General features: G+C 70.4%; 13 protein-coding genes. 5 read left to right on the forward strand and 8 right to left on the reverse strand.

The features are described from left to right. Positions 1-682: HRDC domain-containing protein (locus tag ACWDU1_RS19345; protein ID WP_450000236.1), on the forward strand; the 682-nt coding region annotated here is incomplete at its 5' end. A gap of 11 nt (positions 683-693) precedes the next feature. Here the strand turns inward: ACWDU1_RS19345 and dxs are convergent. Next, a complete protein-coding gene (gene dxs / locus ACWDU1_RS19350; protein WP_450000238.1) occupies positions 694-2,592 on the reverse strand; it encodes a 1-deoxy-D-xylulose-5-phosphate synthase in 1,899 nt (632 codons plus the stop codon). 255 nt (positions 2,593-2,847) lie between these two features. Between dxs and ACWDU1_RS19355 the strand changes: the two genes are divergently transcribed. Then, entirely contained in the window at positions 2,848-3,519 is a 672-nt protein-coding gene (locus ACWDU1_RS19355; RefSeq protein WP_450000239.1) for an SIMPL domain-containing protein, read from the forward strand. A 15-nt stretch (positions 3,520-3,534) separates the two neighbouring features. Here ACWDU1_RS19355 and ACWDU1_RS19360 read toward each other — a convergent pair whose 3' ends face one another. Together ACWDU1_RS19360 and ACWDU1_RS19365 are read right to left on the reverse strand one after the other, a co-directional pair. Next, positions 3,535-4,932 (reverse strand): class I SAM-dependent RNA methyltransferase, encoded by a 1,398-nt coding sequence (locus tag ACWDU1_RS19360; protein ID WP_450000241.1) that lies wholly within the window; start codon positions 4,930-4,932, stop codon positions 3,535-3,537. A gap of 42 nt (positions 4,933-4,974) precedes the next feature. Beyond that, on the reverse strand, positions 4,975-6,963 hold the full coding sequence (locus ACWDU1_RS19365) for an APC family permease (RefSeq protein ID WP_450000242.1): 1,989 nt from the start codon (positions 6,961-6,963) through the stop codon (positions 4,975-4,977). 187 nt (positions 6,964-7,150) lie between these two features. Between ACWDU1_RS19365 and ACWDU1_RS19370 the strand changes: the two genes are divergently transcribed. Together ACWDU1_RS19370 and ACWDU1_RS19375 are read left to right on the forward strand one after the other, a co-directional pair. After that, positions 7,151-7,816, forward strand: coding sequence for a potassium channel family protein (locus tag ACWDU1_RS19370; RefSeq protein WP_450000244.1), 666 nt, complete (start codon positions 7,151-7,153; stop codon positions 7,814-7,816). A gap of 2 nt (positions 7,817-7,818) precedes the next feature. Continuing rightward, entirely contained in the window at positions 7,819-8,538 is a 720-nt protein-coding gene (locus tag ACWDU1_RS19375) for a potassium channel family protein (RefSeq protein WP_450000246.1), read from the forward strand. Positions 8,539-8,577: 39 nt separating this feature from the next. Here the strand turns inward: ACWDU1_RS19375 and shbA are convergent, their stop codons facing one another. From shbA to ACWDU1_RS19390, 3 genes are all read right to left on the reverse strand, one after another. After that, the gene (gene shbA, locus ACWDU1_RS19380; RefSeq protein ID WP_450000248.1) at positions 8,578-9,216 is read right to left on the reverse strand and encodes an RNA polymerase sigma factor ShbA; all 639 of its coding nucleotides are present in this window, start codon (positions 9,214-9,216) and stop codon (positions 8,578-8,580) included. Between the two features lie 103 nt (positions 9,217-9,319). Further along, positions 9,320-10,069, reverse strand: coding sequence for a DUF3159 domain-containing protein (locus ACWDU1_RS19385; RefSeq protein ID WP_450000250.1), 750 nt, complete (start codon positions 10,067-10,069; stop codon positions 9,320-9,322). 3 nt (positions 10,070-10,072) lie between these two features. Then, the gene (locus tag ACWDU1_RS19390; protein ID WP_357423583.1) at positions 10,073-10,477 is read right to left on the reverse strand and encodes an OB-fold nucleic acid binding domain-containing protein; all 405 of its coding nucleotides are present in this window, start codon (positions 10,475-10,477) and stop codon (positions 10,073-10,075) included. Between the two features lie 122 nt (positions 10,478-10,599). Here ACWDU1_RS19390 and ACWDU1_RS19395 point away from each other — a divergent pair, with 122 nt between their 5' ends. Beyond that, positions 10,600-11,298, forward strand: a complete 699-nt coding sequence (locus ACWDU1_RS19395) for an alpha/beta hydrolase (protein ID WP_450000252.1) — start codon at positions 10,600-10,602, stop codon at positions 11,296-11,298. A 124-nt stretch (positions 11,299-11,422) separates the two neighbouring features. Here ACWDU1_RS19395 and ACWDU1_RS19400 read toward each other — a convergent pair whose 3' ends face one another. After that, positions 11,423-12,367, reverse strand: a complete 945-nt coding sequence (locus ACWDU1_RS19400) for a DUF3710 domain-containing protein (protein WP_450000253.1) — start codon at positions 12,365-12,367, stop codon at positions 11,423-11,425. A 1-nt stretch (position 12,368) separates the two neighbouring features. Further along, positions 12,369-12,807, reverse strand: a 439-nt coding sequence (dut, locus tag ACWDU1_RS19405; RefSeq protein WP_450000254.1) for a dUTP diphosphatase, incomplete at its 5' end; no start/stop codon positions are given.

The raw sequence follows: 12,807 nt of genomic DNA on the forward strand, positions 1-12,807 counted from the left end.
GACCGAATGGGCCGCACAGGAATTCGAATATATCCGGCGCGCCGAACCGGCCGGGCCCAAACCGGATCGCTGGCGGCGTACCTCCGGGATCCACACCCTGCGCAAGGCGCGGCAACTGGCGACGGTGCGGGAATTGTGGACCACCCGTGACGCGCTGGCCCGCAGCCGCGATATCGCCCCGTCCCGCATCCTGCCCGATTCCGCGATCGTCGCCGCGGCCGGCGCCGATCCGAAATCCATCGGGCAGCTCCGCGAACTACCGGTGTTCGGCGGACCGCGGCAGCGCCGGTACTCGCGGGAATGGCTCGGCGCCGTGGAGCGTGCCCGCGCCCTGCCCGACGACGAGTTACCGCGGATGAGCCAGGCCTACGACGGGCCACCACCGGTGAACCGCTGGGAACGACGAGATCCGGTGGCCGCGGCCCGGCTGACCCGGGCCCGCGCGGTGATGGCGCAGATCTCGGAGAAGGTGAACGTGCCGGTGGAGAATCTGCTGGCCCCCGACCTGGTCCGCCGCCTGTGCTGGGACGGGTTGCCCGATTACCGGCCCGGCTCGGAGACCGCCGCGGGGTCGGACGCGGCGGTGGACACCTTCCTCGATGAGCACGGGGCCCGGCCCTGGCAACGCGAACTCACCGTCGCCCCGCTCGCGGCGGCGCTACCCGACCAACCGGCCGGGTAGCGCGACGGCGGTCAGCGGGCGTCGAGCCAGCCGGTGATACGGCGGGCGATATCGGGCGCGGTCAGTCCGAGTTCCTGCCGGACCTGCGGAATACTGGCGTGGTCGAGGAACTCCTGCGGGATACCGATATCGCGGGCGGGGGTATCCAGGCCGGCGCCGCGCAGCCGGGCCGAGATCGAGGAGCCGATCCCACCGTGCAGGCCGCTGTCTTCGAGCGTGACCACCAGCCGGTAGTTCTCCGCGAGTTTGACGATGGTGTCCGAGACCGGCAGCACCCAGCGCGGGTCGATGACGGTGGCGGTGATCTGCTCGGCCTCCAGTAGTTCCGCGGCCTGCAGCGCCGCCGGGACGAGCGCCCCGACCGCCACGATCAGCACGTCACCGTGCTGAGTGCGCGCCGAGGGCCCCTCCCGGTCCGGCAGCCACAGCACATCCACCCCGTCCAGCCGCTCCAGCGCGCGGATATCGGCGCCCACACTGTCCTTCGGGAAGCGCAGGGCGGTCGGGCCGTCGTTCACCGCGAGCGCCTCGGACAGTTCCTCGGCCAGCGTGGTCGCGTCACGGGGGGCGGCCACCCGCATCCCGGGCACGATCCCCAGTAGCGACAGGTCCCACATACCGTTGTGGCTGGCGCCGTCGGCGCCGGTGATCCCGGCCCGGTCCAGTACCAGGGTGACCGGCTGTTTCAGCAGCGCCACGTCCATCAGCAGCTGATCGAACGCGCGATTGAGGAAGGTGGAGTAGATCGCCACCACGGGATGCAGCCCGCCCAGCGCCAGCCCGGACGCCGAGGCCAGGGCATGCTGTTCGGCGATCCCGACATCGAACAACCGGTCCGGGAACCGGTCACCGAAGGCGGAGAGCCCGGTGGGCCCGGGCATGGCGGCGGTGATGGCGACGATATCGTCGCGGCGTTCGGCATGGGCGATCAGCTCGGCGGAGAAGACCGAGGTCCAGCTCGCCGCACCGCCCTTGCTCACCGATTCGCCGGTGAGGGGGTCGATGGGGCCGCAGGCGTGCATCTGGTCGGCCACGTGGTTCTCGGCCGGTTCGTAGCCGTGACCCTTCTGCGTGACCGCGTGCACCACCACCGGCCCGCCGAAATCCTTGGCGTGCCGCAGAGCGGATTCCAGGGCCACCGGATCGTGGCCGTCCACCGGACCGACGTATTTGAGCCCGAGATCGCTGAACAGCTCCTGCGGACTCACCGCGTCCTTGATGCCGGCCTTGACCGCGTGCACCATCGAATACGCGGAATCACCCACCCGCGGAATGCTTTTCAGGATCCGGCGGCCGGTGTCGAGCATATGTTCGTAGGCGGGCTGGGTGCGTAGAGCGGTGAGCCGTTCGGCCAGGCCGCCGATGGTCGGCGCGTAGGAGCGGCCGTTGTCGTTGACCACGATCACCACCGAGCGGTCGGGTCCGGCGGCGATATTGTTCAGCGCCTCCCAGCACATACCGCCGGTCAAGGCGCCGTCGCCGACCACCGCGACGACATGGCGGTCCTGCCCGGTGAGGGCGAACGCCTTGGCCAGGCCGTCGGCGTAGGACAGCGACGCCGACGCGTGCGAGGACTCGACCCAGTCGTGCTCGCTCTCGGCGCGGCTGGGATAACCGGACAGGCCGTCCTTCCGGCGCAGCGTGTCGAATTGATCCTTACGACCGGTCACGATCTTGTGGACATAGGCCTGATGCCCGGTGTCGAAGATCAACGGGTCGGCGGGCGAATCGAAAACCCGGTGCAATGCCAGGGTGAGTTCCACCACCCCGAGGTTGGGCCCCAGGTGCCCGCCGGTGACGGCGACCTTGTGGACCAGGAACTCACGGATCTCCGCCGCCAGTTCCCGCAGTTCCGGTACCGACAGCCGACGCACGTCTTCGGGCGTATCGACCCGGGAAAGCACTCCCACCTGATTCGCTCCCTCCGGATAGCGCAGTTGATCCGACCAGTCTATGAGCCGCGGCCGACTGCACCACCCGGGCGGCGTGCGATGGACATCCACGCCGATGCGTGCGATGGATACCGCCGCCGCGGGCCGGATCCGCGGTCCGGTGTATCGGTCCAGCCTAAGGTGAGTGGCGGGCGCCGCGCGAACCGCGTTCCCCGGGCGCCCGCCACGACGGCATACCGGTGAACGCCGCGACGACGACGCGAGGAGGTCCGGATGAGCGGGCGGCAGACCGCGACGGTGACCGTATTCGGCGAGGGCACGGTACGCGCGACCCCGGACCGGCTGGTCGTCTCGATCGGCGTGGAATGCCGGGCGAGCACGGTCGGCCTGGTCTACGAACAGGCCGGGCGGCGCGTGGCGGCCGTCACCGCGGCGCTGCGCGGCGACGGGGTGCCCGATACCGATATCACCACCGGCCTGCTCTCGGTGCGGGCGGATACAGCCTGGCAGGACGGTATCTCTCGGATCACCGGCTATATCGCGACCACCACCCTCGACCTCATCCTGCCGCAGCGGCCGCCCGGTGCGCCGGATACCCCGCGTACCGATCCGGCCGAGGTGATCGCACACGCCGTGACCGCGGGCGGTGACGACGCCCGCCTGGGCGGTCTGCGTCACACCTACGCCGACCGGGAACGCGTGCTGACCCGGGCCCGCGACGCGGCCTGGGACAACGCCCTCGACAAGGCCCGGCAGTACGCGCGCCGCGCCGCGCGTGATCTCGGCCCCGTGCTCGAGATCACCGAGCACACCGCCGGGCCCCCGTATCCGCCCCGGGAATCGGGCGGAGTGCGGATGGTGGCGGCATCGGCGCCGGCGGTGCCGATCGAATCCGGCGAACAGGAGGTCGCCGCGACCCTGCGGGTCACCTGGCAGCTGGACTGATCCGGGCCGGGCGGCTCACCGTTGCAGGAGCGCGACGCATTCGACGTGATGGGTCGCCGGGAAGGCGTCGAAGGCCCGCAGCCCGTCCAGCCGATAGCCGGCGTCGAGATACAACCGCAGGTCGCGGGCGAAGGCGGCCGGATCGCAACCGATATGCACGATCCGCTCCGGTCCGGCGGTGGTCACCGATTCGACCACCGGCTTTCCGGCCCCGGCCCGGGGCGGGTCGAGTACCACGACCTGGGGCCGCGGACCACCGCGACCGGCCACCCACCGCTCGACCCGGTCACCGCGCAGGCTCAGCCAGGGCAGATCGGTCAGTGCGGCCGTACCGTCGGCCACCGCCCCGGCCGCGGATTCGACGGCCAGGACCGCGCCCCCGGGCCCGGTCCCTTCGGCGAGGCGAGCGGCGAAAACTCCGGCACCGGCGTACAGATCCCACGCGTGCGCGCCCGGATCCGGGCGCGCCCACTGCGCGACGAGATCCGAATAGCACTGCGCGGCGCCGCGATGCGCCTGCCAGAACCCCGCGGCCGAGACCTCCCACCGGCGGCCTCCGACCAGTTGCACGGCGCGTCCGGTGCCCTCGATCACCCATTCGTCCCGCGCGGTGTGGGCGGCCGCCCGCCGGGCGGCGGTGCGGCGGCGCTGGGTATCGGCGCCATCCGCTGCGGTCTCCTCGCGGGCGGACCCGGTCGCGGCGCGCGGACCGCGGGCGGACCCGGGCCGGCCCACCGGCCGGCCGTCCGGACCACGTCCCCGGCCCCGGCCCCGCCCGGACCTGTCCCCTCGCGAAGTATTCTCGGCGACCGCCGGCGCGAGTTCGACGATATGCCGGGCGCCCTCGTCGTCTACCGCGATCACCAGGTCGGCGCCGGGAGTCCAGCGACGCTGCGCGATACCGTCGAGCGCACCGGATACCGGTTGCGGACAGCGCAGATCGGTGAGGACCGCACTGCTGCGGTAGCGGTGCACACCGGCCCGGCCACCGGCGTCCACGACCAACCGGATCCGGGTACGCCAGCCTCCGGGTCCCGCCACGCCGCCGATGGGCTCGACGTCGATCTCCCGTTCGATCCCGGCGATACGCCGCAACTGCTCCGCTACCACCATGGCCTTCAGCCGCCGCTGCGCCGCCGGGGTGGCGAAGGCGAAATCACAGCAACCCGCGCCGCCCGGGCCGGATACCGGGCAGGCCGACGGTACCCGGTCCGGTGACGCCTCCACGATCTCCACCGCGTCGGCCCGGCAGAACGCCCCGCCGCGATCCTCGGTGACCCGGGCCAGCACCAGCTCACCGGGCAGACCGTGGCGGACGAACACCACCCGCCCCTCGTACCGGGCGACGCAGAAACCGCCGTGCCCCGGAGCGCCGAGCCGGACCTCGAGCAGCCGGTCGCGCCACGATGTCATCGGTGTCCGCCTCGCGTGGATCGGCGGGCGGCGCCCCCGGCGCTACCCATTGTCGCCGTACCCACGGCGGACCGCGCCCGGCGCGGCGGGCTCACCCGCCGCGCGGGCCCCGGCCGAGGAACTCAGCTGCCACGGGACGCTGGTCACCATGACGCCCGGTTCGAACAGCAGGCGGCCCTTCAGCCGCAGCGCGCTCTGATTGTGCAGGACCTGCTCCCACCAGTGGCCGACCACGTATTCGGGGATGAAGACGGTCACCACATCGCGCGGCGCGTCCTTTCGCACTCGTTTCACATAGTCGAGTACAGGTTTGGTGATCTCGCGATAGGGCGATTCGATCACCTTCAGCGGTACCGGGGTATCGCTGTTCTCCCAGTCCCGGACCAGCGCCCGGGTGTCGTCCTCGTCGACGTTCACGGTGATCGCCTCCAGCGTGTCCGGCCGGCCCGCCCGGGCGTAGGCCAGCGCGCGCCGGGTCGGCAGATGCAGCTTCGACACCAGCACGATCGAATGGGTCCGGCTGGGCAGCACCCCGTCCCATTCGTGTTCTTCCAGCTCCCGGGCCACCGAATTGTAGTGGTGGTGGATCATCTTCATGATCACGAAGATGACCGCCATGGTCACGATGGCGATCCAGGCGCCGGCGAAGAACTTGGTGATCAGCACGATCACCAGCACCGCGCCGGTGGCCACCAGGCCCAGGGCGTTGATCGCCCGGGAGCGCATCATCCGCCGGCGTTCGCCCGGGTCGGTCTCCGCGCGCAGCAAACGGCTCCAGTGCCGGAGCATGCCGGTCTGGCTCAGCGTGAACGAGACGAACACACCGATGATGTAGAGCTGGATCAGCCGGGTCACCTCCGCGTCGAACGCCACCACGAAGGCGATGGCGCCGACCGCCAGGAACAGGATCCCGTTACTGAACGCGAGCCGGTCGCCGCGGGTGTGCAGCTGGCGGGGCAGGAACCGCGCCTGGGCCAGCACCGAGCCGAGTACCGGGAATCCGTTGAACGCGGTATTGGCGGCCAGCACCAGGATGACGGCGGTCACGACGGCGACGAAGTAGAAGCCCGGAGTGAACCCGCTGAACACGGCATGCGCGATCTGCGCGATGAGGGTTTTCTGGTGATAGCCCTCGGGCGCGCCGACCAGTTGCTCGGGATGTTCGGCGAACACCACATGGGCCTGGCGGGCGAGCACGATCATGCCGAGCAGCAACACGATGGCGATCGCGCCCAGCATCAGCAGCGTCGTCGCGGCATTGCGTGATTTGGGTTTGCGGAAGGCCGGGACACCGTTGCTGATCGCCTCGACGCCGGTGAGTGCCGCGCAACCGGAGGAGAAGGCACGGGCGAGCAGGAAGATCAGCGCCAGCCCCGCGAGATGTTCTTCCTCGGCGCGCAGCTCGAACGACGCCGATTCGGCCCGCACCTCGTCGCCCAGGACGAAGATCCTGATCAGACCCCACGCGAGCATGGTGAACATTCCGAACAGGAAGGCATACGACAGCAGCGCGAACAACCGGCCCGATTCCCGGACCCCGCGCAGGTTCATGGCGGTGATGAGCGCGATGGCGGCCACCGCGAACAGTACTTTGTGGGTGGCGATGAACGGGATCGCCGAGCCGATGGTGGAGGCTGCCGAGGATATCGAGACCGCCACCGTGAGCACGTAATCGACCAGCAGCGCGCTGCCCACCGTCAAACCGGCGGTGGGACCGAGATTGGTGGTGACCACCTCGAAATCACCGCCGCCCGACGGGTAGGCGTGCACGTTCTGCCGATAGCTCGTGACCACGATGACCAGGACGACCGCTACCGCCAGGCCGAGCCACGGGGCGTAGGCGTAACCGGCCAGACCCGATACCGACAGCACGAGAAAGATCTCCTCGGGCGCGTAGGCGACCGAGGACATCGCATCCGACGCGAACACCGGCAGGGCGATCCGCTTGGGCAGCAGCGTATGACCCAGGGAGTCACTACGGAATGGCCGCCCCAGCACCAGACGCTTGGTGGCGGTCGTCAACTTCGACACTGGACGGAGCATAAGCCCCCGCGTCCCGTCGCGCTGCGAGGCATCACCGCAACCCGGGGTTTGACCGCGCCCGTCGGGGGGAACGTGGCTGAAGGCGAGGACCAGCGGGTACGGTTCGCTTTCGCGACGGCCACACGGCTGTTTCACTTGCCTCGAGGGGCAGACCGAGTCAGGAGCGAGGTTCACGGTGTACGTGGTGATCATGGGATGCGGGCGCGTGGGCGCGTCGCTGGCCCGCGCCCTGGTCCGGATAGGGCACGAGGTAGCCGTGATCGACCGCAATCCGGACGCGTTCCGGCGGTTGGGCGCGGACTTCCCCGGTACACAGGTCGTGGGCGTCGGCTTCGATCGCGAGGTCTTGCGCCGGGCGGGTATCGAACGGGCCGGGGCCTTCGCGGCGGTGTCGTCCGGGGACAACTCCAACATCATCTCCGCGCGGGTGGCCCGCGAGATGTTCGGAATCGAACGGGTCGTGGCCCGGATCTATGACGCCAAACGCGCCGCCGTCTACGAGCGGCTCGGCATCCCCACCATCGCCACCGTGCCGTGGACCACCGACCGGTTCCTGCACACCCTCATCGGCGACGCCGGCACCACCACCTGGCGCGACCCCACCGGAACGGTCGCGGTGGCGCAGCTGATCCTGCATGAGGACTGGTACGGGCGCACCGTCGAGGACCTCGAGAGCGCCACCGGCGCGCGTGTGGCATTTGTCATCCGGTTCGGTCAGGGCGTATTACCCGACGCCAGAACCGTGGTGCAGGCCGAGGACATCGTCTATGTGGCCGCGACCTCGGGTTCGGCCGGCGAAGCGGTCGCCTTGGCCGCGAAACCCCCCGCGAACAAGGACTGATCATGAAAGTGGCCATTGCCGGAGCCGGGGCCGTCGGCCGCTCCATCGCCCGCGAACTGCTGCGGTCCGGGCACGACATCATGTTGCTCGAACGCCAGCTCGACCATATCGACCGCGATTCCGTGCCGGACGCGATCTGGGTACACGCCGACGCCTGCGAGCTGCAGTTGCTCGAGGACGCCGGACTGCAGGACTACGAGGTCGTCATCGCCGCCACCGGCGACGACAAGGCCAATCTGGTGCACAGTCTGCTGGCCAAGACCGAGTTCGGGGTCCGCCGGGTGGTGGCCCGGGTCAACGATCCCCGCAACGAGTGGCTGTTCGACGAATCCTGGGGCGTCGATGTGGCCGTCTCCACCCCCCGCCTGCTGGCCTCGCTGGTGGAAGAGGCCGTCACGGTGGGTGATCTGGTGCGGCTGATGACGTTGCGGCAGGGCCAGGCGAACCTGGTCGAGGTCACGCTGCCCTCGGATACGACACTGGCCGGGAAACCGGTGCGCAACCTGACCTTGCCCCGCGATACGGCCCTGGTCACCATCCTGCGCGGCGGCCGGGTCATCGTGCCGCAGCCCGACGACCCGTTCGAAGGCGACGACGAACTGCTGTTCGTCGCCTCCAGCGAGGCCGAGGAGGAACTGCGGGTGATCCTGGCGCGGCACGGTACTGTCCCGCCGGCCGGGGCCGCGCCGGGCCTCACACCTTCGCAGGACGCCGAATACTGACCCTCCGACAGCATCCGGCCGATCCGTTCGGTCGCGCGCTCACGCCGCCACGGGCTGCTTCGCCCGCGCCCGCAGCTTGTTCAACGCCCGGTACTGCATGACCCGGACCACGCCGGGGCTGGTGCCGATCGCCGCCGCCGTCTCGGCAGCGCTCAGCCCCAGCACGATCCGCATCACCAGTACCTCCCGGTGCACCGGATTGAGCTGCTGCATCAGCTCCCGGGCCACGGCGCCCCGTTCCGCGGCCAGCGCCCACTCCTCCGGACCGGCCGCGGTGCTGACCGGTTCCGGTACCTCGGCCATCGGATAGGCCAGATCGGCCTGGGCACCGCGGAAAGCGTCGGAGACCTTGTTGGCCGCGATCCCGTACACGAAGGCCAGAAATGATTTGCCCTGGTCGCGGTAGCGCGGAATAGCGCTCACGGTGGCGATCAGCACCTCTTGGGCGACATCGTCCGCGGTGACGTGCAGATGGGCGGTGTTCCCGAGCCGGGTGCGGCAGTACCGCTGGACCAGCGGCTGCACCAGCCGCAGGATCTCGGCCACCGCGGCGCGGTCGCCGGCGGCCGCCGGGCCCACCAGCGTGTCGAGTTCGGCGGAGACGCGGCGGCTCTGGGACAGCACCGGATTGTCACGGCCCCGCTCGGCCCGGGTGCCGGTGTGGTGTTCGGTTCGCATTCGCCAGTCCTCTCGGCAGATCGTTGTCTGATAACGATCGTCCGATGAACGGCGGCGCGGTGATAGACACCAAAGGGTGGGTCATTTCCCACCCTGGCACCGGTCAGGCGGATTCGGCGGTATGACGACCGCCGGAGCGGGCCGGCAGATGTCCGGCCCGGCGTACCGCCCAGACCGTCACCACCAGCGCCAGCGCCGTGAGCGGCCAGCCCATGCCGATACGGGCGGCGGCCAGCCAGCCGGTGCTGTCGGTGTCGTAGAGATGGTTCTGCACCAGGTACCGCGCGCCGAATACCAGCACCCAGGCCACGGTGGCCACATCGTAGAGGCGCACCACCCGGGGATCGCCGCGCCAGTCGCCGCCGTGCCCGTTGAGGAATCCCCACACCACCCCGACCAGCGGACGCCGGACGAGGATGGAGATCAGGAACGCGGCCCCGTAGATCAGGCTCGTGTAGATCCCGAACAGGAAGAAACCCTTGGCCTCGCCGACCCGCCACGCGATGAGAGCGCAGATCCCCACGCCCAGGAAACCGGAGACGGCCGGCTGGATGGGTTCGCGGCGCACCAGCCGCCAGAGCAGGATGGCGGCCGCCACCCCGAGGGCCGCCCAGATCGCGACGGCCAGGCCGAACAGGGTGTTGACGGGTACGAAGACCAGGACGGGCAGCGTCGAATAGATCAGCCCCGAGAAACCGCCCAGCTGCTCCAGCATCGTCTGCTTGGCGGGTTCGGGGCGCTCCGGATCACCGGTATCGGGCTCGGCGGGGCCGGAGCCCTCACCCGAGGGTTGCGCCGGCACTGTCGCGGCGCGCGGCAGCGGCCGCGTTGCGTACTCGTCGCTCGATGGCATACGTCAGCTGTTTCCGCGCAATTCGTAGTAGGGGTTGAAGATCACCTTACGGCCTTCTCGCTCACCGATGCGGCCACGAACCATGATGCGTCGTCCCGATTCGATACCGGGAATCCGGCGCCGGCCGATCCACACCAGTGTGATGGCGTCGGTCCCGTCGAAGAACTCCGCCTGGACGCTCGCACCGGCCGACTGCGTACACGAGTCGACGCTGCGCAGGCGGCCCAGCATGGTCGCCTCTTCGCCGCGGCGGCAGTCCGAGACCCGGCAGGCGCCCGAGGCGTCCGCCTTCTCCGCCAGCTCCTCGGCGTCGAGCTGATCGATATCCTCGGTCAGCCTGCGACCGAGCCGGCGAAAATATCCGGTTGCGGACTTGTCGCCCGCTTTTCTTCCTGCCGAGGAAGACATCGCTTGCTCTCCTGTGCGCGGACGATATGGATCGCATACCGCCCGAAGTTCCTCACCACGACCCGGCTGTGGCCGTACCGCCACTGTAGATGGGTACCGGCGGCACCGCTACGCTCGGTCCGGTGTTCGATTCCCCACCCCCGGCCGTTGTCGTCGCCCTGCCCGGGACCGGCTCGGACGCGCATTTCGCCCGCCGCGCGTTCGGGCCCGCCTGCTCGGCGCTCGGACTGGATCTGATCGCGGTGGACCCCGACCCTGCCGGGGTCATCGACAGCTACCACGCCGCTCTGGACGCGGCCCTCGCCCGGGGGCCGGTACTGGCCGCCGGTATCTCCCTGGGCGCCGCTGTCGCCGTCGAATGGGCAGCCGCGCGGGGCGGGTCCGGAGTGAGCGGAGTGGTCGCCGCGCTGCCGGCGTGGACGGGTCCCGATATCGCGCATTGTCCCGCCACCCTCAGCGCGTCGGTCACCGCGGCGCAGCTGCGCGCCGAGGGACTGGAGCCGGTGATCGAAAGGATGCGCGGCAGCAGCCCGGGCTGGCTCGCCGACGCGCTGACCCGGTCCTGGCGCGGGCAGTGGCCCGGACTGCCGGCCGCACTGGAGGAGGCCGCCCAGTACAAGTGGCCCGAACCCGCGGTGCTGGCATCGCTGGCCGCGCCGCTGGCGGTCGTCGCCGCGGCCGACGATCCGGTGCATCCGGTCGAGGTCGGGCGGGAGTGGGCGCGCCGGGCACCGCGTTCGGTGCTCACCGAGATCACGCTCGACGAACTGGGCGCGGATCCGGGCATCGTCGGACGGCTGGGGCTACGCCGGACCGCCTGAGAGCCGGCCGGGCCCGCCGGGCGGACCGGCGGGCGACGGGACGCCGCGGCGGACCGTCGTCACCCACCGGCTCCGTGAACGGCGCCGGTGGGTGCGGGAGATCTCGCGAACAGGCCGGCGCGTATCAGCCGCGGCCGAGCTGCTGCATGGCCGAACCCTCGGCGCCCCGGCGCGGCTGTTGCGGCTGCTGCGGCGGCAGCACCGCCGGGGTCTGCACCGGCCGCGGCGGCTGCGCGGCGGCCGCCTGCTGCTGGGCCTGCTGCTGTTGCTGCTGCTGGTGCGCCGCCGTCAACTGCTCGGCGAGCTGCTGGGGCAGCACCACCGGCAGCGGTTCACGCACGGGTAGCGCGTCGGTACCGCGGCGGATGATCGTCTCGCTCAGGACCTGGCGTGCCGCGGCGACGAGCGGACTGCCCGCCGCGGTGGAACCCGACGGTCCGGCCGCGACCAGCCGGATCATCCACCGGTAGCCGTCGACGCCGATGAAACGCAGATCGGCACCCTCGGTGGCCGCCACCAGTTCGCGGCCCCACGGGCCCTTCTCGACCGATACCCGCGCGTTGTCCTTGCGCAGCGATTCGGCGAGGTCGGCGGCGACCGTACGCCACTGGCCCTTGGATTTCGGCGCGGCGTAGGCGGCGACGGTGATCCGCCCGTGCTCGGTGGCCAGGTGGACCGCCTGCGGGGTGCCCTGCGGCGTCATCTCCACCTGCAACTGGCCGCCCGGCGGCACCGGGATGATCACCGAGCCCAGATCGAGCCGGGTATCGGTGAAGTTCTCCAGCACCTCGGCCACATCGTCGTAGTCGTAGGGGCCGCGCCGGTGCGGTTCGGTATCGGGATCGTCGATGGCGGCGTCGTAGGCGTCGCTGTAGGCCGCCCCGCCGTAACCGTCGTCGTAGCTCTGGTCGTACTCGCCGGCGTACGGCTCTTCCGCGTAGGGCTCGTCGTAATCGGCCCGGTGGTAACCGCCCTCGTCGTATTCCTCGTACTCGCCGGTGCGGTATGCACCGGTGTCGTATCGATCCTCCTCGGATCTGCGATCGCCCGATTTCCGTCGTCCGAACATGTCAGGCCTCCTTGCCGTTCGCGGTGCCCGCACCGCCCGGCGTCAAACTCGCGTGTCCCCCACTGGATCCGTGACCGCCCGCACCGCGGTCCGAATCGTCGAGCCGGTCCACCTCTGCGAAGTCGACCAGCTCCACCCGCTGCACCAGCAACTGCGCGATCCGGTCGCCGCGGCGCAGTTCGATCGCCGTGCGTGGATCGTGGTTGATCAGGCAGACCTTGATCTCGCCTCGATACCCGGCATCGATGGTTCCCGGTGCGTTCACCACGGAGAGGCCGGCCTTCGCCGCCAGCCCGGACCGCGGATGGACGAGACCGACGGTGCCCACCGGCAGCGCGACCGCGATACCGGTGCCTACCAGGACTCGTTCCCCCGGTTCCAGGACCACGTCCTCGGTGGTGCACAGATCCACGCGCGCCCACGACGGCGATGCGGGCGTG

The sequence above is a fragment of the Nocardia sp. NPDC003345 genome (assembly GCF_053589395.1).

Bases quoted from the DNA above. Each gene is read 5' to 3' on its own strand.
- ACWDU1_RS19355 (WP_450000239.1), top strand. From the start codon at position 2,848: ATGAGCGGGCGGCAGACCGCGACGGTGACCGTATTCGGCGAGGGCACG.
- ACWDU1_RS19360 (WP_450000241.1), bottom strand. From the start codon at position 4,932: ATGACATCGTGGCGCGACCGGCTGCTCGAGGTCCGGCTCGGCGCTCCG.
- ACWDU1_RS19375 (WP_450000246.1), top strand. From the start codon at position 7,819: ATGAAAGTGGCCATTGCCGGAGCCGGGGCCGTCGGCCGCTCCATCGCC.
- shbA (WP_450000248.1), bottom strand. From the start codon at position 9,216: ATGCGAACCGAACACCACACCGGCACCCGGGCCGAGCGGGGCCGTGAC.
- ACWDU1_RS19385 (WP_450000250.1), bottom strand. From the start codon at position 10,069: ATGCCATCGAGCGACGAGTACGCAACGCGGCCGCTGCCGCGCGCCGCG.
- ACWDU1_RS19390 (WP_357423583.1), bottom strand. From the start codon at position 10,477: ATGTCTTCCTCGGCAGGAAGAAAAGCGGGCGACAAGTCCGCAACCGGA.
- ACWDU1_RS19400 (WP_450000253.1), bottom strand. From the start codon at position 12,367: ATGTTCGGACGACGGAAATCGGGCGATCGCAGATCCGAGGAGGATCGA.